The following is an 18,398-nucleotide window of genomic DNA, read 5'->3' on the forward strand; positions in this document are numbered from 1 at the left end:
GGCTTAGTGGCCGAGACCCTGACCGGCGTGTTTGTTTTCGATCAGCTCGATTTTGTAGCCGTCCGGATCTTCGACGAAGGCGATAACCGTGGTACCGCCTTTCACCGGGCCGGCTTCGCGGGTGACCTTGCCGCCGGCGCGACGGATGCTGTCGCAGGTGGCGGCGACGTCATCCACGCCCAGCGCCAGGTGGCCGAAGGCGGTGCCCATATCGTAGCTGTCGGTGCCCCAGTTATAGGTCAGTTCGATAACTGCGCCTTCGCTCTCTTCCGTATAGCCGACGAAAGCCAGGGAGTATTTGTACTCCGGGTTTTCGCTGGTGCGCAGCAGGCGCATGCCTAATACCTTGGTGTAGAAGTCGATGGCGCGTTGCAGGTCACCGACGCGGATCATGGTATGGAGTAAGCGCATAATTCCTCTGAATTGACTGTGCCGTGGCAGACGGCGGGTGGATTGAAGCACAAGCGAGTATAGCCTTGTCCCGCAAGGGAATTCAACGTGACGAACTGGTGACAATGTCACTTTGTGGTCTCGCGTCGAGGGTGTCTAAATATTGATCGAGTGTACCGATCGATACAGAGTAATTGATCTGCACAATCAATTATCTATTCCAGCGGCGATCGTGTAAAAATCGAACGGCAATAAAGATCAACACCAGGGAACACCGGCCCGCCTCGTGCGGGCCTTTTTGCTTTGCGCGCGACGCATAAAAAACGGCCATGCGATTGCGTGGCCGTTGGGGTCAGGACAGGTTACTTCGCCAGAAACGGATAGTCGGTATAGCCTTCGGCGCCGCCGCCGTAGAAGGTTTCCGGCTTAGGTTCGTTCAGCGGGGCGTGCTGACGGAAACGCTCGACCAGATCCGGGTTGGCGATGTAGCTGCGGCCGAAGGCCACCGCGTCGATGAAACCTTTTTCGATCAAGGCTTCGGCTTTTTCGGCGGTGTAGGCGCCGGCACCGACGATCACCCCTTTAAAGTGGGCGCGCACCGAGTCGCGGAAGGCGTCGGAATACGGTTTGCCGCCGGCCCAGTCAGGTTCGGAGATGTGCAGGTAAGCGATATTGCGCTTATTCAGCTCTTCCACCAGATACAGCGCCGCTTCTTCCTGATCTTCGCCGTTGTCCAGCCCGTTGAACGGCCCCAGCGGCGAGATGCGGATACCGATGTGTTCGGCGCCCCATTCGGCGATGGTGGCGTCGACCACTTCCAGCGTCAGGCGGGTGCGATTCTCAATGTTGCCACCGTATTGATCGGTACGTTGGTTGGAAGCCGGTGACATGAACTGGTGCAGCAGATAGCCGTGGGCAGCATGCAGTTCGATGAAATCGAAGCCGGCTTCGCGCGCGTTGGCGGTTGCCTGGCGGAAATCGTTGATGATGCCCGGGATCTCGCTGGTTTCCAGCGCGCGCGGTGTGGAGGTCGGCACGCGCACCCAGGCGCCGGTTTCATCACGCACGGTGGTGCGGGTTTCGGCGTTGATGGCCGAAGGCGCGACCGGCGCTTGCCCGCCTGGCTGCAGGCTGGCGTGGGAAATGCGGCCTACGTGCCACAGCTGTACGGCGATGTGGCCGTTGTTGTCATGCACTGCCTGCGTGATGTTTTTCCATGCGGCGATCTGCTCCGGGGTATGCAGGCCCGGCGCGCCGGCGTAGCCTTTCGCCTGGAAGGAGATCTGCGTCGCTTCGGTCACGATCAGGCCGGCGCTGGCGCGCTGTGCGTAATATTCCGCCATCAGCGGCGTAGGAATATCGCCCGGCTCGATGCTGCGCAAACGCGTCAGCGGAGCCATAAACACGCGGTTGGGCAGGGTGATGGCGCCAACCTTCAGCGGAGAGAGCAATTTTTCAGTCTTCATAGTGCATCCTGTATTTAATAGACCGGTCGTCTAGTAATGGGCGATAAAAAACCATGAACTGCATTTTTTCAATAAAAATAAGTTGTTACCGTTACGGTTGCGGCGGGCGCAGCAGCAACTCGATGCTTTCCAGCGCGCTGGTCAACGGCGCCAGCGAGTGACGGATCTTGGCGCGCAGCGTGGCGCCGAGCCACAGTGAATACAGCGTTTCTGCGGTTGCCGCCGGGCTCATGGCTACCGACAGCGAGCCCTCGGCGATACCGCGCTCGATGGCCTCCTGAAGGTGGCCGATCACGCGAGCGGTGCCCGTTTCCAGCGCATGGCGCATCGGTTCCGACAGATCGCTCACCTCGGCGGAAAGCTTCACCGCCAGGCAGGCGTTGTGGCATTCGCTGCGGCAGTGGTAGCTGATAGCCTGGGCGTAATAGCCGAGCAGCTGGTGGCGGGCATCACCGCGTCTGTCGGCAAACAGCGCCTGCATTTCTGCATCATAATGCGCGAAATAGCGCTGCAGCATCGCTTCGCCGAAGGCTTCCTTCGAGCGAAAATAGTGGTAGAACGAGCCTTTCGGCACGCCCGCGGTGGCCAGCAGTTCGCTCAGCCCCATGCCGGTAAAGCCCAGGCGCAGGCTGAGGGTTTCGCCGGTGGCGAGCAGATGTTCACGTGTATCCACGTTGCAATGCGTTGATTTGGTCATCATGGTGCCGAGCATAATAGACCGATTGGTCTAGGTCAATGGGAATAAAAAAACCGGCGCACAAAACGCCGGTTGTCTGCAAACTATTGTGCCCCAGCAGCACGCGAAAGTTAAGCGCTACGCCGCGTTGCGGCAGCGTTGCAGGATATCCAACTGGGATTGATATTCGCGGGTTTGTACGTTCAGCATGCCCAACAGGGTGTGGAACAGGTTGTCCTGCGAAACCTCGTCCTTTTCCGCCAGCGTATTCAGACACTGGCGATCGATGCCGAAATTGCGCTGATAGTCGGCCGACATCCACATCAGGAAAGGCACGTGCGTTTGCTGGCTCGGCGCGAAGACATAAGGCGTGCCGTGCAGATACATGCCGTTTTCCCCCAGCGATTCGCCATGATCGGACAAATAGACCAGCGCGGTATTGAAACGGTCGTCATACTGCCGCAGCAGCTTGATGGTGGCATCGAGCATCGCGTCGGTATACAGGATTGAGTTGTCGTAGGTGTTCACCAATTGTTCATGGCTGCAATCCTGGATCTGATTACTGTTGCAGGTCGGCGAAAACGCCTGGAATTCTGGCGTGCTGCGGCGGTAGTAAGCCGGGCCGTGGCTGCCCATCTGGTGCAGCACGATCACGCCGTCGTCTTTCAGGCTATTGATGTAGTCGTTCAGCTTGTACAACAGCACGTTGTCCATGCAAACCTCGCCGTCGCAGTCCTGCTGCGGTTTCAGCTTGGTCATGTCGATGTGCGGCACCCGGTCGCAGGCGCCTTTGCAGCCGCCGTCGTTATCGCGCCACAGCACATTGACGCCAGCATGCGCCAGCACGTCGAGCATGCCTTCCTGGTGCGTCGCCTGAGTCGCGTCGTACTCCTTGCGTGGCATGTTGGAGAACATGCAGGGCACGGAGATCGCCGTTTCGGTGCCGCAGGAGCTGGCGTTTTTGAAGTAGACCACGTTGTCCTGCTTCAGGCGCGGGTTGGTTTCGCGTTCATAGCCGCCGAGGGAGAAGTTTTCGGCGCGGGCGGTTTCGCCCACGACCAGGATCACCAACGTTTTCTTGGCCTGCCTGGCGATCAGCGGCCCTTTACGCGCATCTTCGCCGATCTTGACCAGCGGCAGATTGCGGGTGAAGTAACGCTGTTCGGTAAACTTGATGGTGCCGGCCACGAAGTTGGACGGCGTCAACATCTTCACCACGCTTTTATTGTTGCGGATCAGCGAAGCGTAGTCTTTGTAGAACAGCGCGGCGACGATCAGGATCACCACCAACGACAGCATGACGTTGGCGGCGCGCAGTCCGACCATGTACCACCAGGGGCGAGTTTGGCGAATTTGAGTGAAGCAGACCGCCACCGCCGGCAGAATGCCGAGCAGCGTCAGCCACAATCCCATGCGCGGCGTCAGCAGCGCGGTCGCCTCCTGAGGGTTGGTTTCGAAGGCGTTTTGCATCATGTTGCCGTCGATCACCACACCATAGCTGAACATGAAATAGTTGGCTGCGGCGCTGCCGAGCAAGAAAAAGATGATCAGCGGCTTGCGCAGGTAGGGCACGGTCAATACGCTGAAGATGATATTCAACGCACAGAAGATCACCACCGGCATGCTGGCGGCGAAAATCACGCTGTGGGCGCTATCGAAGGTGATATACGACCAGGCGCGCTGCAGGAATAAGGCGTTCTGAAATAAAGTGAAGAACAGGGCGGCGGCGAGGGTAAAACCGAGGCTGTTGCACCGTAAGCGTTGACGTAACCACATTGCCAAATCGGGATCCTGAAAGTAGATAATGCCTTGAAATCTACCGGATGAAACTTAAGAAAACCTTAGAAACTCAGATTACTGGCGGCGGAGAATACGCGGAAAACGCCAGGCCGAGCGGCCTGGCGGCGGGGCGGTTTAGTAGGCGGCGGTGAATTGCGCGCGAATAAACTGAGGCTTTTCAATCTCATCAACGATAGCGACCGCCAGGTCTTCCACCGAAATGCTGGCCGGCGCTTCGCCGTTCATCAGCAGTTGCGTGGTGCCGAGGCGGAACTGGCCGGTACGTTTGCCCGGCTCCAGCAGGGCGGCCGGCGAAAGATAGGTCCAGTCGAGTGCCGACTCGTTACGCAGTTTGTTGCGCAGATCGCGCACCGCCTGCGCGCCGGGGCGGATATTTTCCGGGAACTGCGGCGTATCCACCAGTTCAACGCCCGGCGCCACTTCCAGGCTGCCGGCTCCGCCGACCACCAACAGGCGTTTGACGCCGGCCTGCTCGACCGCGGTGAGGATCTGCTGGGCGCCGCGGGTGGTTTTCTCATACAGGTTGTCTTCGCCCCAGCCGGGGTTGTAGGCGCTGATCACCGCGTCCTGGCCGCGCAATTGTCCCGCCAGCCAAGCCGTATCGGCGACGTCGCCCAGTGCGACGGTCAGATTGGCGTGCTCCGGCAACTCTTTTTTCTGGCGCGCGATTGCCGTCACCTGAATACCGCGAGCCAGCGCTTCATCCACCACGCGGCGGCCAACAAAACCGGTTGCTCCAATAATGGCTACTTTCATCTGTATGCTCCTTCGGGGATAGGTTCAGTATCGTGAGGCAGGCCGAGGTGCCTGCCGCGTGGTTTCTACTCTAGTCCTTAACAATAGCCGTGATTAGTGCCATATTCATGCTTTCTTGATTAAGTAAAACTTCATAATCGTGGATAAACTCAATCGAATGGCGGTATTCGCCACCGTGGTGGCGGAGGGCTCGCTGGCCGGTGCGGCACGGCGGCTGGGCATGACGCCGTCGGCGGTCAGCCAGCACATGCGCTCGCTGGAGAAGGCGCTTGGGGTGCCGTTGCTGCATCGTTCCACCCGCCGTCTGGCGCTGACCGAGGCAGGAGCGGCGTTCTATCCCGGCTGCGAGGCGATGCTGCAACAGGCGCTGCAGGCGGAGCAGCGGTTGGCGGAGCTGCGGGATACGCTGGTGGGGGAGCTGCGCATCGCCACCCCGGTCGGCATCGGCGGCCGATCGCTTGCGGAGGCGTTGTCGCCGCTGTTGCAGGCGCATCCCAAGCTGACGCTGCGAGTGCTGGCGGACGATCGCATCGTCGATATGATAGAACAGCGGGTCGACATTGCGCTGCGGGCCAACCGGCAGCTGGCGGACGCCAATATGATTGCGCATCCGCTGACGGCGTGGCCGATGGTGCTGTGCGCCGCACCGCGTTACCTCAGCCAGCATGGGGTGCCGGAAAAACCGCAGGATTTGGTACAGCACCGCTGGATCTCCAGCGGCTACAGCGGGGCGCATCTGGATTTGCAGCACCAGTCCGGCCAGCAGGTCAAGCTGCGGCTGGCGGAAGGACAGATCGTCAGCGAGAGCATGAACGTGATGCGCGCCTTTACCCGCGCCGGTCTGGGCATTTCCGTTCAGCCGCTGTATGAAATTGGCGACGAACTGCAGCGCGGCGAGCTGTTGCTGCTGTTGCCGGAGTGGCGGCCGGCGCCGCTGCGGCTGCACGCGCTGACGCTGGAACGCACTATGCCGGAGAAAAGCCGCCAGGCGCTGCGCTATTTGCGTGACTATTTTCGCCGCAATGGAGAAAAGGGACTTGCCAGCGGCGGCGATGGCGTCTTCAATTAGCAAGAGAACGCAGGAGGAGCCCCGTGGCGCAGCAGCTTGAGTTTTTCGACATCCCCAGCCCGTGTCGCGGCATTTGTCAGGCCGACGATCGTGGATTCTGCCGTGGCTGCCTGCGCAGCCGCGAGGAGCGTTTCGGCTGGATGAACATGAGTGATGCGCAAAAGCGCGAGGTGTTGCGCCTGTGCCGTCAACGCTTCCTGCGGCTGCAGCGCGCCAATAAAGCGCCTGACGAGCCGCTGCCGGAGCAGCCGTCGTTGTTTTAACCTTTCCTGATCTGCCGCACGTTCGTGTGGCTTACCGCTTCCCTGTGCATCACCGGCTTGTGTATGCTGGCTGACAACTAATGTCATGAGGTTTTCGCAATGGTAGAACGTATTCGTCTCGCGCCGCAGGGGCCTGAATTTTCCCGCATGATTTGCGGTTACTGGCGGTTGATGGAGTGGGGCATGTCACCGCAGCAGCTGCTGACGTTCATCGAACAGCATGTCGAACTGGGCGTCACCACCGCCGATCACGCCGATATCTACGGTGGCTATGCCTGCGAACAGGCGTTCGGCGACGCGCTGCGTCTGAAGCCGGCGCTACGCCAGTCGCTGGAATTGGTGACCAAGTGCGGCATCGCCACCACCGCCAAGCCCGGTAACCCGATTGGGCATTACATCACCGACCGCGATCATATCGTGCAGAGTGCGGAACAGTCACTGCGCCATCTGCATACCGATTACCTCGATCTGCTGCTGATCCACCGCCCGGATCCGTTGATGGACGCTGACGACGTAGCCGAAGCCTTCGTTGCGTTGCACAAAAGCGGCAAGGTGCGCCATTTCGGCGTATCCAACTTTACGCCCGCGCAGTTCCAACTGCTGCAGTCGCGTCTGCCGTTCACGCTGGCGACCAACCAGGTGGAGATCTCGCCGATTCACCAACCGGCCATTCTCGACGGCACGCTCGACCAGTGCCAGCAGCTGCGCATCAAACCGATGGCCTGGTCCTGCCTGGGCGGCGGGCGCCTGTTCAACGACGCCGAGTTTCAGCCGCTGCGCGACGAGTTGCAGCGGGTGGCGCAAGAGATCGGCGCGGAGACCATCGAGCAGGTGGTGTACGCCTGGGTGATGCGCCTGCCGTCGTCGCCGTTGCCAATCATCGGCTCCGGCAAGATTGAGCGGGTGCGTTCGGCGCTGAAGGCGCAGAAACTGGTGCTGAGCCGCCAGCAGTGGTTCCGCATTCGCAAGGCGGCGCTGGGGTATGACGTGCCTTAAGGCGGGCAGAAAGAGGAAAGCCGGGCGGCGAAAGCGCCCGGCTTTTTTTATGCCGATCTTTAGGCCAACACCACCTGATCGGTGCTGATGTGATCGAGCGAGACGCCGATCAGCGTGACCTGGCTGTGGCCGAAGGCCAGCACCAGATCGTCGTTTTGCTGCGTGGCGTAGTCGCGGATATTGCCGCTGGCGCCTTCGGTGCCGATAAATACCAGTTTATCGCTGGCGTTGAAGCCATACAGCTGGTCGCGGCCGAAATCGCCGCTGAACAGGAAGGTGTTGCCGTTGCCGACGCCCTTCAGGATGTCATCGCCGCTGCCGCCGACGAAGGTCAGGTTGCCGCCGGCGTGGCCGATCAGCGTGTCGTTGCCGGCGTTGCCGAACAGCCAGGCGTCGTGGCTGCGAGCCTGCAGCACGTCATCGCCGTCGCCGCCGGTGGCGGCGGCGGCATAGGCTTTGAGGCCTGAGTCCGATTTCAATCCGGCGGCGGTTACCTGATGATCCACTTCTTTGTTGAAGATAAGCCAGGAGGTTTCTTTGCTGCGCAGGGTGCTGATGTCGTCCGCCAGCGTAATGCCGCCCTTGGCGTCGCGCAGGTAAAGCGTGTTGCCGTCGTAGGCGACCTCGGTATTCTTCAACGCCTGCTGGGTATCGAAGATATTGTGGCCTTTGCCGCCGGCGATCAGGTTATAGCCGCCGGCGTCGCGGAAGATATCGTCGCCGTCGCGGCCCTCGAGATAATCGTTGCCTTTGCCGCCCTTGATCAAATCATTGCCGTCGCTGCCGATGATAAACGTCGGCCCGCTGTGCGTTTCCGCGTTGCGGTTCAGGTCTTCCACCCAGGTACTGCCGCGCGTGACGTTCGACAGGTTGGAGACGATGATGGTCGAGTCTTTGTCGGTCAGCGAATAAAACTCGGAGTTCAGCACCCGTATCAGGCCGTCCTGATAGAAGAACGGCAGGTGGGATAGCCAGGTCGGAATGTTGAGAATGGAGAACGGCAACAGATTCCAGGCGTCCGACGCGTAGTGATCGTTGAAGTTGACGATATTGTTGGTGGCGGAGGTATGCGGCGCATCGTGAACGCCCAATGACGGCAGGGTCAGCGAGGTGCCGTCGAGCGCGCGAAACACCGGATCGTTCTCATAGCCGATGTTGATCACCTTGCCGCCGGCTTCGTACTGGGTCGGCGAGGCGAAGGCGACATAGTTGGACTGCGCGTAGAAGCCGCCCCAGTTGGCGTCGCTCTGCGCCGCCATGCTGTTGACCGCCAGCCCGCCGAGGCTGTGGCCGCTGACCACCACGTCCTCGCCGCTCAGCCCGTGGGCCTGCGCGAATTTCGCCACGTCGCCCAGCAAGTTGCCGAACGCCTTCAGCGTGTAGCCGTCGGCGTAGCCTTTCGGCCCGAACCCGGCCAGCAGATCGTTAATCACATCGCCGATGGTATCGCCGATCAACGACTCGCGCGGGCCGCTGGTGCCGCGAAATGAGATGCCAATGGCGGTGAGATTGCCTTCGCTGTCATATTTTCCCAGCACCTCGGCCTGCGCGGTGGTGTAACCGGCGGTCTCGCCGTAGTAGGTGCCGCGCGCATCGGTTTTGCCGGCGTAACCCAACTGCGTGGCGCTGATCACCGACCAGCCGGCATTGTTCACTGCGTCCTGCGCGGCCTGTTCGGAGTCGGGGTTCCAGGGGAGACCGGGCAGGCCGCCCTGCGACTGGGTGCTACCGATGAGCGCCGTGATCAGCGTCAGCGGCAGACCGAGCCCGAAACCGGTCTGGTGATAGCCTTCATCGAAGCCGTTATCGATATTGTGGTAAGCGTAGGTAGAGATGGCCAAGGCGTCGGAAAACAGCGCCTTTGACGCGTTTTCGTCCAGATCCTTATAGCTAAAGATGCCCATATCAGTTCCTTATGAAGTATGCCGCCTGGCCGGGAAGTGAACTCTCGCGCGTCGGCGGTGGAAACAGGGAAACAACGTTAGCCGAACGACAGCTGGTCAGAGGACCAACATCGGTAGAATTATTATTGGTGCTAAATATTAGGCCCGCGAATCAAATTGGCGAGATTGTGCGTTGGTTAACAGTGCTGGCGTTGGCTCTCCTATACTGATAACTCGATATAGTCATTAAGGAGACTGATTGATGAAACGTTATTGGTATGCGGCGCTTGGCTTGATGGCGTGCGGAGCCGCTCAGGCGGCGACGGTCGACGTTGAGATGAATTTGGTGACCGGGCAGGGTATCGGTCAGGATATCGGCAAAGTGGCCATCAGCGAAACGCCTTACGGCTTACTGTTCACGCCGAGCCTGAAAGCCTTGCCGGCCGGGGTGCACGGTTTCCATGTGCATGAGAAAGGCAGCTGCGAGCCGGGCATGAAGGACGGCAAGGCGGTGGCGGCGCTGGCGGCTGGCGGGCATTTTGATCCGCAAAAAACCGGGAAACACCTCGGACCCTATGCCGACGGGCATCTGGGCGATTTGCCGGCCATCTATGTAACCGCCGACGGCATGGCGAACGATCCGGTGTTGGCGCCGCGGCTGAAAAAAATCAGCGAAATTGAGGGCAAGGCGCTGATGGTGCACGCCGGCGGCGATAACCACTCGGATCATCCACAGCCGCTCGGCGGCGGCGGTGCGCGCTTCGCCTGCGGCGTGATCAAGTGATCACCCGCCGCTAACGGCCGGTGCGGCGGCGGGCTGGCCCATCGCCTGTTGCAACTGCTGCAGCGAGCAGTAGAGCCGCCAAATCAGGCCGGCCAGATCGCGCGCCGCCTGTTCCGGGTGGTGCGCCAGGGCGTTGCTCATGCGCAGCAATTCCTGCAGCGTGGCGTCCAGCGAACTGTGCTGCACGCCTTTCTCCGTCATGATGCCGCGCAGGCAGTGGATACAGACGTTGCGCACCGCCGACAGCGGATCTGAGCGGGTTTGCCAGTCGCGCAGTTGCCAGACGATATGGCTGCAGTTGAGCAGCACCACGCCCCAGCGCAGCAACCAGGTGCGCGCCTCCTGATCCTGACTTTGATTGAGCTGGCTGATGCGATGGTAGATCAGCGATTCGAACTGGCTTTCGTTCTGCTGCGGCCGTTTGCTCAACTGATCGATAAAGTCGCGCCGCAGCGCGCGGATAATGCGGCGGCTTTTGCGTTTGTCCGAGCTGGGACGCAGGATCTGAAACGCCAGCCCGGCCAGCAGCACGCCGACGACTTTAGCGATGTTGTCATTGATAAAGGACTGGTAGTCATAGCTCGGCGGATTGCTGACGGTCAGAAACGAGCCCATAAAGACGATCAGCTGCCCCCAAAGCGCGGCATAAGGCGGGTTCTGCAGCTTGAGCATCTGCATGGTCACCAGGATCGGGAACAGGAAGGCGCAGAACACCCAGAAATCGTCAATCTGGATCATCAAACCGAATTTCACCACGAAGCAGGCGACCGAGAGCAGCAGCACCGCCTTGAGCAAGGTGCTGACGCTGTTGATCGGCGAAGGCGTGGAGGAGTAGAGCACGCAGCTGATGGCGGTGAGCGTCAGCGCCGCGCTGCCGGCGTCCCATTGCGTGTTGATCCAGTAGGCGCAGCCGATCACGATGCACAAAAAGGTGCGCAGGCCGTTGTAGGCGGCTTCATAGCTGTCGGTATGGCGCGCCAGCGAAGTGGCGCGCGGCGGTTGGAGATCGCTGACCGCCGTGGCGCTTTCCAACCGCCGCAGCCAGCGGCTGCAGCGCAGGTAAAGCCAACAGAAATCGCGCAACCGCAGCCAGAAGGCGCGATGGCGATAGTCCGCGGGATCGTGCGGCGCGATCTGCTGGAGCAGGCGCGCCAAGCGATATTTATCGGTGGCGGGATCGCGCAGCTCGTCCAGCAGTTGCGTCAGCACCGGCATCAGATTGACGGGGCGATCCGGCCAGTTCAGCAGCATGCGGCGCAGGCTGGAGATGACGCTGGTAATGCGCAGCTGCTGGTGCAGCAGATAGTTGAGCAGGTTATTTTGCCGCCGCAGCCGGTAGTGGCTCCAGAATGCCTGAATGCGCAGCAGGTTCATGGTCAGGATCTGGCCGATGACCCCTTCGTGCGAGGTGCGCATCTGCGCGGTGACCTCCGGCTGCCACAGCATGGCGGCGTGCTCCAGCAGGCGCAGTTGCATGCGCCGCAGCGAGGTCAGCAGGGCTTCGCCGTCGGAGGTGCTGGGCAGGATCATCATCATCAACCCGCCGCACAGAATGCCGGTGATCACTTCGCAAACCCGCGCCTGGGCGATGTCGAAGATCTGCTGGGTATCGGTGACGTTGACCGTGCCGAAGGCGATGATGGCGGCGGTATAGCCCGCCAGCGCGAAGGCATAAGAGACGTTGTTTTGGTAATGGTTGGAGACGTAGGTGCATAGCCCGATCCAGGCGGCGATGAACAGCGTAAACAGCCAGGGATCGTTCAGGCAGTGCCCGGCGATCGCCACCGAGGCGGCGGCGCCCACCAGGCTGCCGAAGATGCGGCCGATGCTTTTGCTGATCACGCCGCCGATGGTGGGGAAGCTCACCACCGCGGCGGAGGTGAGCGCCCAATAGGGTTCGTCGAGCTCGAGCACGAACGCGACCCACAGCGCCAGACACATCGCCAGCGAGTTGCGCAGCGCATAGCGCCATTGGCCGCCGGTCGCCTTACCCCAGGGGGTACGGCTCCACTCCAGAAAGGGCAGGTTCACACTTTAGTTCCGCTGATGAATCGAAATGGTGCAGGTGGTGCCGGCAACCAGCGTCAAATCGGCGGGCACGTTGAGCAATTTTATCCGCACCGGCACGCGCTGAGCCAAACGCACCCAGGGAACATTAGGCTTAACGTCCATTAATAGATCGTTGTTGCTGTCAACGCTCTGATCGTAAATGGCACGGCCGATACTCTCTACTTCCCCCTGCAGCGGGGTGTTGCCGTTATATAAGACAATATCGGCTTTATTGCCTTCTTTTATATGTTTCAGCTTGGTTTCTTCGAAATAACCGAGTACATAAAACGAATGGACATCCACCAGCGCGACCAAAGGCGTGCCGGCGTTGGCGTAGTTCCCGACTCGCGCCTGCAGATTGGTGATATAACCGTCGGTCGGCGCGTAAATTTTGGTTTTGCTCAAATTCCATTTGGCCTGTTCCAGGTTGGCCAGGGCGGCTTTATAGGCGGCCTTCATTGCCTGAGCGGCTAAATTGGACTCATCCAAATCTTCAGCGGAAATAACGTTGCGCGGCAAGCCGCGGCGGCGGGCAGCCTCGTGGTCTGCTTTGGCCAGATCCGATTGCGCTTTTGCCACCGCGGCCTCGGCATTGTCCAGCGCGATCTGGTAGGGCACCGGGTCGAGGGTAAAAATCAGACTTCCCGCAGGTACGAACTGATTGTCATTCGCGCTTATTTTCTCTAATCTTCCAGAGACTTCAGGGGTGATATTGACGAGTTCGGCGCGCACTTTTCCATCACGGGTCCATGGGGATTGCATATAATAATTCCAGAGCCACCAACCGGCGCAGACGGCAATGGCGCAGACGATCACCGTAGAGAAGTATTTTAATGTTTTATGCTGCATGGGTTACCAACTCGCTAAAATCCATAAGGAACCGCTGACGGTCAGAACGAAAATGGACAGGTCCATCAACATGGGATGCCAGATTTCACCGGAATACATCCAGTCTCTCAGCAGTTGATGAATCAGCAGCCATAAGACCAGTCCTAGTAAAAAAGCTTTAAATATAGGTGGAAAATAAAGCGATGCCCCCAGGACCAAATCGGGTAAGGGGGATGAGGTGTGTAACCATGATGTATTCACATTAACAATCCCTAAGGGTGAATATGTTGAATATTTGCATAACGATTAAACGATAACGGCCGAAAATAGTGGCTATTTCCACAATATACATTATATACATTTGTGTTTTTAATGTGAGTTACCCAAAATAGTCTAAACTCTGGGAGGTAATGTTAGCATGCTAATTATAAGGAGGGGGAAGTGGAGTCAACATTAGGTTCAGATTTAGCACGATTAGTTCGTGTTTGGCGCGCGCTCATCGATCATCGGCTCAAGCCGTTGGAGCTGACCCAAACGCACTGGGTCACTTTGCACAATATCAATCGTTTGCCGCCGGAGCAGTCGCAAATCCAGTTGGCCAAGGCGATCGGTATCGAGCAACCGTCACTGGTTCGCACGCTGGACCAATTGGAGGAGAAGGGGCTGATCACGCGTCACACCTGTGCCAACGATCGCCGCGCGAAGCGCATCAAGCTGACCGAAGCGGCCGATCCGATCATCAGGGAAGTGGACAGTGTGATCACGTCTACACGCAGTGAGATTTTAAGCGGCATTACCGCCGACGAAGTGCATCTGTTGGTAGGGCTGATTGGCAAGTTAGAACAAAATATCACCGAACTGCAGAACAAATAATAATATTCTTATTTTTCTACGATTACAGTTTCACAGCATCAGAAATAAAACCGGAGGCGATTGCCTCCGGTTTGCCGTGTGCCGCCTGCTGACTTACAGCGGAGAGACGGTGATGGTGTCGCCCATGCGCGCCATGCGCACGCGCTGACCCGGGCTGAACTTGGTGTCGCCTGCTTTCTGCACCACCACGATGTTCTCTTTCTGGTCGGTTTTGATTTCCAGCTCGTAGCCTGAGGTACGACCGGCCACTTCACCGATGCTGTTGCCCGCCGCGCCGCCGGCGATAGCGCCCGCCGCGGTAGCCAACGTACGGCCGGTGCCGCCGCCAACGGTGTTGCCCAACAACCCACCAATTACCGCGCCGCCGATCATCCCCAAGGCGTTGGAGCCTTCGCCGCCCTGAATTTTAACCGGACGCACGGAAACCAGCGTCCCGTAAGTGACGTTCTGCACCTGCTTGGCCTGCGAGGACGAGTAGACATCGCCGGACATGGATTCATTGGCACACCCAGCCAACGTAACGGCGGCGACGGCAACGACGAGAAGACGCTTGATCATATAAAACTCCTGATGGTAGTAGTCCATAACCTGGCAATGCTCACCAGGCAAGATTCAGTGAAAATGATAGACAAAGTATGGCTGAAAGTTGATACAGCGCCATGCCTCATCGCTGCACGCAGCTTAACTTTTCTCTGTTCAACCAATAATAAACCGCGGTTTACCTTTATGACAGCCTCACCGACATTCCGTTGCCGGTTAACGCACGGTTTAACACATAAAATGTGCCACAGAGACGCATCTGGCTCACGGCGCGTAAAAAAAGCATCATAATTCATGGCGTTAATTCGTCAATTCTGGTTTATTTGTCAGGATAAAATTTGCTTACCGTGCGGGTTAGAGGATGTTGCTATGAAGTCAGGCCGCTATATAGGCGTCATGTCCGGCACCAGTCTGGACGGAATCGATGTGGTATTGGCCGCGATTGACGATCGCATGGTGGCGCAGCAGGCCAGCTATAGCCATCCGATGCCGATGGCGTTGAAAAAAGAGATCCTGGGGATGTGCCAGGGGCAGCAAACTACGTTGGCCGCCGTCGGCCGGCTGGATGCGCAGTTGGGTACGCTGTTCGGCGAGGCGGTGCTCGGCCTGCTGAAGCAAACCGGCATCGACGCGGAGCAGGTCACCGCCATCGGTTGCCACGGCCAGACGGTGTGGCACGAGCCGGAAGGCGACGCGCGTTTCTCGATGCAGCTCGGCGATAACAACCGCATCGCCGCGCTGACCAATATCACCACCGTCGGCGATTTCCGCCGGCGCGACATGGCGTACGGCGGGCAGGGCGCCCCGCTGGTGCCGGCGTTTCATCAGGCGCTGCTGGGGCATCCCGTCGAGCGGCGCATGGTGCTAAACGTCGGCGGCATCGCCAACCTCTCTCTGCTGTTGCCCGGTACGGCGGTGCGCGGTTTCGATACCGGGCCGGGCAACATGCTGATGGACGCCTGGGTGTGGCGCCACCGCGCGCAGCCTTATGATCAGGACGGCGGCTGGGCGATGCAGGGGCGAGTCTGCTTGCCGTTGTTGCAGCAGATGCTGGCGGATCCGTACTTCGCGCAACCGGCGCCGAAAAGCACCGGCCGCGAGTATTTCAATATCGCTTGGCTGGAGCGGCAGCTGGCCGGACTACCGGCGATTGCGCCGGTCGACGTGCAGGCCACGCTGACGGAGCTGACCGCCGTCAGCATTAGCGAACAGGTGCAGCTGGCCGGCGGGTGCGAGCGTCTGTTGGTGTGCGGCGGCGGGGCACGCAACACGCTGCTGATGGCGCGTTTGTCGGCGCTGCTGCCGGGCACTGAGGTCGGGCTGACCGACGATTTCGGCGTCAGCGGTGACGACATGGAGGCGTTGGCCTTTGCCTGGCTGGCCTTCCGTACGCTGTCCGGCCAGGCCGGCAACCTGCCTTCGGTAACCGGCGCCAGCCGTGAAACGGTGCTGGGTGGGATTTATCCGGTTTTGCCATTGGGGGGCCGTTAGCTCTGTTAGGATAGCCTGTGAAGGATTTTTCTAAGGAGCAACAGCATGAAAAAAGTCATTTTCGTCGCCGGCGCGCTGGCGCTGTCCGGCTGCAGCTACATCCTGCCGCAGAGCAGCCAGACGATGCACTACCAGTGCGGCACTACGCCGCTGACGGTGGCGCTCGACGGCAAGGCGAGCGAAGTCAGCCTGCTGATGGATGGCGAGCAGCTGCATCTCAAGCAGGTGCTGGCGCTGACCGGCGCCAAATACAGCGACGGCAAATACACTTTTTGGTCGAAAGACCGTAACGCCTATCTTGAGCGCAACGGCAAGGTAGTCATGAGCGACTGCGTGTTGACGGAGTGAGGGTTGACGGCGGCGTCGGAGCGATTGAGTTCCTGACGCCGCAGGCGCAGAATGTAACGACGGATTTTTTCAGTTGGTCGATAACCCAGATGATTGAAAAGAATGAGTTTGATGTTGCGGACCTGCGCCGTGAATACACCCGGGGCGGCCTGCGCCGCAACGATCTGACCGCCAGCCCGCTCGAACTGTTCGAGCGTTGGTTGAAACAGGCCTGCGACGCGCGCCTTGCGGATCCCACCGCCATGTGCGTCGCGACCGTCGACGAACACGGCCAGCCTTATCAACGCATCGTGCTGCTGAAGCATTTCGATGAGCAGGGGCTGGTGTTCTACACCAACCTCGGCAGCCGCAAGGCGCAACAGCTGGCGCACAACCCGCATATCAGCCTGCTGTTCCCCTGGCACATGCTCGATCGCCAGGTGATTTTCCTCGGCCAGGCGGAGCGTCTGTCGACGCTCGACGTGCTGAAGTATTTCAACAGCCGGCCGAAGGACAGCCAGATCGGCGCCTGGGTCTCGCAGCAATCGTCGCGCATTTCCGCGCGCGGCGTGCTGGAGAGCAAATTCCTCGAGTTGAAGCAGAAGTTCCAGCAGGGTGAGGTGCCTTTGCCGAGTTTCTGGGGCGGATTCCGCGTGAAATTCGACTCCGTCGAGTTCTGGCAGGGGGGCGCCCATCGCCTGCATGACCGTTTCCTGTATCAGCGGGACGGGAATGACTGGAAAATTGACCGACTGGCACCCTGAAGGCGGAAAATCCTCTCTAAGCGCTGGTGCTGATGCCGCCGGCGCTTTATTCTATGCGCTACCCTGAATTTTTATTTCGCCACTGGGCGAAAGGCCGTGTACCGGCAAAGGTGCATTCGTTTATACATGGAGTCATTGATGGCAAGCAGCAACTTGATTAAACAACTGCAAGAGCGGGGCCTCGTTGCCCAGGTTACGGATGAGGAAGCGTTAGCGGAGCGACTGGCGCAAGGGCCAATTGCACTGTATTGCGGTTTCGATCCGACCGCTGACAGCTTGCATTTGGGCCATCTGGTTCCTCTGTTGTGCCTGAAGCGCTTCCAGCTGGCCGGCCACAAGCCGGTAGCGTTGGTGGGCGGCGCCACCGGCCTCATCGGCGATCCGAGCTTCAAAGCGGCGGAGCGCAAGCTGAACACCACCGATACGGTGAACGAGTGGGTCGAGAAGATCCGCAAACAGGTTTCCCCGTTCCTCGATTTCGACTGCGGCAGCAACAGCGCTATCGCGGCCAACAACTACGACTGGTTCGGCGGCATGAACGTGCTGACCTTCCTGCGTGATATCGGCAAGCACTTCTCCGTCAACCAGATGATTAACAAGGAAGCGGTTAAGCAGCGCCTGAATCGCGACGACTCCGGCATCTCCTTCACCGAGTTCTCCTACAACCTGCTGCAGGGCTTCGATTTCTCCGAACTGTACAACCGCCACCAGGTGGAGCTGCAGATCGGCGGTTCCGATCAGTGGGGCAACATCACCTCGGGTATCGATCTGACGCGTCGTCAGCATCAGAAGCAGGTGTTCGGCCTGACCGTGCCGTTGATCACCAAGGCAGACGGCACCAAGTTCGGTAAAACCGAAGGCGGCGCGGTCTGGCTGGCGCCGGAAAAAACCAGCCCGTACAAGTTCTACCAGTTCTGGATCAACACCGCAGATGCCGACGTTTACCGCTTCCTGAAGTTCTTCACCTTCATGAGCCTGGAAGACATCAACGCGCTGGAAGAAGAAGACAAGAACAGCGGCAAGGCGCCGCGCGCCCAGTACGTGCTGGCGGAAGAAGTGACCGGCATGGTGCACGGTGCGGAAGGCCTGGCGGCCGCCAAGCGCATCACCCAGAGTCTGTTCTCCGGTGCGCTGCACGACATGACCGAAGCGGACTTCGCCCAGCTGGCGCAGGACGGCATGCCGACCATCAAACTGGACCGCGACGCCGATCTGCAGCAGGCGCTGGTGAATGCCGAGCTGGTACCGTCACGCGGCCAGGCACGCACCATGATCGGCTCCAACGCGGTAACCATCAACGGCGAGAAGCAGTCCGATGCCGAATACCGCTTCAGCGATTCAGACCGTCTGTTCGGCCGCTACACGCTGCTGCGCCGCGGCAAAAAGCATTACTGCCTGGTGGATTGGCAGTAAGCGAATCAGCAATTTGTGTGATCAGTTTTG

At 59.4% G+C, this 18,398-nt stretch carries 19 protein-coding genes; 9 read left to right on the forward strand and 10 right to left on the reverse strand.

Annotated features, from left to right (window positions below):
* Positions 1 to 3: 3 nt before the first annotated feature.
* From gloA to WFM45_RS07070, 5 genes are all read right to left on the reverse strand, one after another.
* On the reverse strand, positions 4 to 411 hold the full coding sequence (gene gloA / locus WFM45_RS07050; protein ID WP_004931325.1) for a lactoylglutathione lyase: 408 nt from the start codon (positions 409 to 411) through the stop codon (positions 4 to 6).
* Between the two features lie 341 nt (positions 412 to 752).
* Positions 753 to 1,856, reverse strand: a complete 1,104-nt coding sequence (locus WFM45_RS07055) for an alkene reductase (protein ID WP_033633184.1) — start codon at positions 1,854 to 1,856, stop codon at positions 753 to 755.
* Between the two features lie 91 nt (positions 1,857 to 1,947).
* Positions 1,948 to 2,568: a TetR/AcrR family transcriptional regulator gene (locus WFM45_RS07060; RefSeq protein ID WP_021505463.1), complete on the reverse strand. Its 621-nt coding sequence runs from the start codon at positions 2,566 to 2,568 to the stop codon at positions 1,948 to 1,950.
* 102 nt (positions 2,569 to 2,670) lie between these two features.
* The gene (gene eptA / locus WFM45_RS07065; RefSeq protein WP_004931319.1) at positions 2,671 to 4,308 is read right to left on the reverse strand and encodes a phosphoethanolamine transferase EptA; all 1,638 of its coding nucleotides are present in this window, start codon (positions 4,306 to 4,308) and stop codon (positions 2,671 to 2,673) included.
* 138 nt (positions 4,309 to 4,446) lie between these two features.
* The gene (locus tag WFM45_RS07070) at positions 4,447 to 5,088 is read right to left on the reverse strand and encodes an NAD(P)-dependent oxidoreductase (RefSeq protein WP_004931317.1); all 642 of its coding nucleotides are present in this window, start codon (positions 5,086 to 5,088) and stop codon (positions 4,447 to 4,449) included.
* Between the two features lie 139 nt (positions 5,089 to 5,227).
* On the opposite strand from WFM45_RS07070, the gene WFM45_RS07075 reads away from it, so the two are divergent.
* From WFM45_RS07075 to WFM45_RS07085, 3 genes are all read left to right on the forward strand, one after another.
* On the forward strand, positions 5,228 to 6,157 hold the full coding sequence (locus WFM45_RS07075) for a LysR substrate-binding domain-containing protein (RefSeq protein ID WP_193152098.1): 930 nt from the start codon (positions 5,228 to 5,230) through the stop codon (positions 6,155 to 6,157).
* Positions 6,158 to 6,180: 23 nt separating this feature from the next.
* Positions 6,181 to 6,420 carry a DUF1289 domain-containing protein gene (locus tag WFM45_RS07080; RefSeq protein WP_015377731.1) on the forward strand — a complete coding sequence of 80 codons (240 nt, stop codon included), beginning with the start codon at positions 6,181 to 6,183 and terminating at the stop codon, positions 6,418 to 6,420.
* 99 nt (positions 6,421 to 6,519) lie between these two features.
* Positions 6,520 to 7,416: an aldo/keto reductase gene (locus tag WFM45_RS07085; protein ID WP_004931312.1), complete on the forward strand. Its 897-nt coding sequence runs from the start codon at positions 6,520 to 6,522 to the stop codon at positions 7,414 to 7,416.
* A gap of 59 nt (positions 7,417 to 7,475) precedes the next feature.
* On the opposite strand, the gene WFM45_RS07090 is transcribed toward WFM45_RS07085, so the two are convergent.
* Entirely contained in the window at positions 7,476 to 9,320 is a 1,845-nt protein-coding gene (locus tag WFM45_RS07090) for a polyurethane esterase (RefSeq protein ID WP_336954974.1), read from the reverse strand.
* Positions 9,321 to 9,561: 241 nt separating this feature from the next.
* Between WFM45_RS07090 and sodC the strand changes: the two genes are divergently transcribed.
* Complete coding sequence (gene sodC, locus WFM45_RS07095; RefSeq protein WP_015377733.1) at positions 9,562 to 10,083, forward strand: superoxide dismutase family protein; 522 nt, start codon at positions 9,562 to 9,564, stop codon at positions 10,081 to 10,083.
* Here sodC and WFM45_RS07100 read toward each other — a convergent pair whose 3' ends face one another.
* From WFM45_RS07100 to WFM45_RS07110, 3 genes are read right to left on the reverse strand one after another with little or no spacing between them, the layout of a single operon-like run.
* A complete protein-coding gene (locus WFM45_RS07100; RefSeq protein WP_060559599.1) occupies positions 10,084 to 12,114 on the reverse strand; it encodes an FUSC family protein in 2,031 nt (676 codons plus the stop codon).
* Between the two features lie 3 nt (positions 12,115 to 12,117).
* Positions 12,118 to 12,981: an efflux RND transporter periplasmic adaptor subunit gene (locus WFM45_RS07105; protein WP_015377735.1), complete on the reverse strand. Its 864-nt coding sequence runs from the start codon at positions 12,979 to 12,981 to the stop codon at positions 12,118 to 12,120.
* A 3-nt stretch (positions 12,982 to 12,984) separates the two neighbouring features.
* A complete protein-coding gene (locus tag WFM45_RS07110; protein ID WP_004931303.1) occupies positions 12,985 to 13,221 on the reverse strand; it encodes a DUF1656 domain-containing protein in 237 nt (78 codons plus the stop codon).
* A 180-nt stretch (positions 13,222 to 13,401) separates the two neighbouring features.
* Between WFM45_RS07110 and slyA the strand changes: the two genes are divergently transcribed.
* Positions 13,402 to 13,833, forward strand: coding sequence for a transcriptional regulator SlyA (gene slyA, locus WFM45_RS07115; RefSeq protein ID WP_004931301.1), 432 nt, complete (start codon positions 13,402 to 13,404; stop codon positions 13,831 to 13,833).
* Positions 13,834 to 13,926: 93 nt separating this feature from the next.
* Here slyA and WFM45_RS07120 read toward each other — a convergent pair whose 3' ends face one another.
* Positions 13,927 to 14,391, reverse strand: coding sequence for a glycine zipper 2TM domain-containing protein (locus WFM45_RS07120; RefSeq protein WP_025159710.1), 465 nt, complete (start codon positions 14,389 to 14,391; stop codon positions 13,927 to 13,929).
* Positions 14,392 to 14,742: 351 nt separating this feature from the next.
* On the opposite strand from WFM45_RS07120, the gene anmK reads away from it, so the two are divergent.
* The 4 genes from anmK (at position 14,743) to tyrS (ending at position 18,368) form a co-directional block, all read left to right on the forward strand.
* Positions 14,743 to 15,864 carry an anhydro-N-acetylmuramic acid kinase gene (gene anmK, locus WFM45_RS07125; protein ID WP_015377738.1) on the forward strand — a complete coding sequence of 374 codons (1,122 nt, stop codon included), beginning with the start codon at positions 14,743 to 14,745 and terminating at the stop codon, positions 15,862 to 15,864.
* A gap of 45 nt (positions 15,865 to 15,909) precedes the next feature.
* Complete coding sequence (locus WFM45_RS07130; RefSeq protein ID WP_004931294.1) at positions 15,910 to 16,212, forward strand: MliC family protein; 303 nt, start codon at positions 15,910 to 15,912, stop codon at positions 16,210 to 16,212.
* Positions 16,213 to 16,301: 89 nt separating this feature from the next.
* A complete protein-coding gene (gene pdxH / locus WFM45_RS07135; protein ID WP_004931292.1) occupies positions 16,302 to 16,955 on the forward strand; it encodes a pyridoxamine 5'-phosphate oxidase in 654 nt (217 codons plus the stop codon).
* 138 nt (positions 16,956 to 17,093) lie between these two features.
* Positions 17,094 to 18,368: a tyrosine--tRNA ligase gene (gene tyrS, locus WFM45_RS07140; RefSeq protein ID WP_021505454.1), complete on the forward strand. Its 1,275-nt coding sequence runs from the start codon at positions 17,094 to 17,096 to the stop codon at positions 18,366 to 18,368.
* The last annotated feature ends 30 nt before the right edge of the window (positions 18,369 to 18,398 follow it).

Origin of the sequence: Serratia sp. KG1D (genome assembly GCF_037150675.1) — a bacterium.
Taxonomy (GTDB): Bacteria; Pseudomonadota; Gammaproteobacteria; order Enterobacterales; family Enterobacteriaceae; genus Serratia; species Serratia nematodiphila.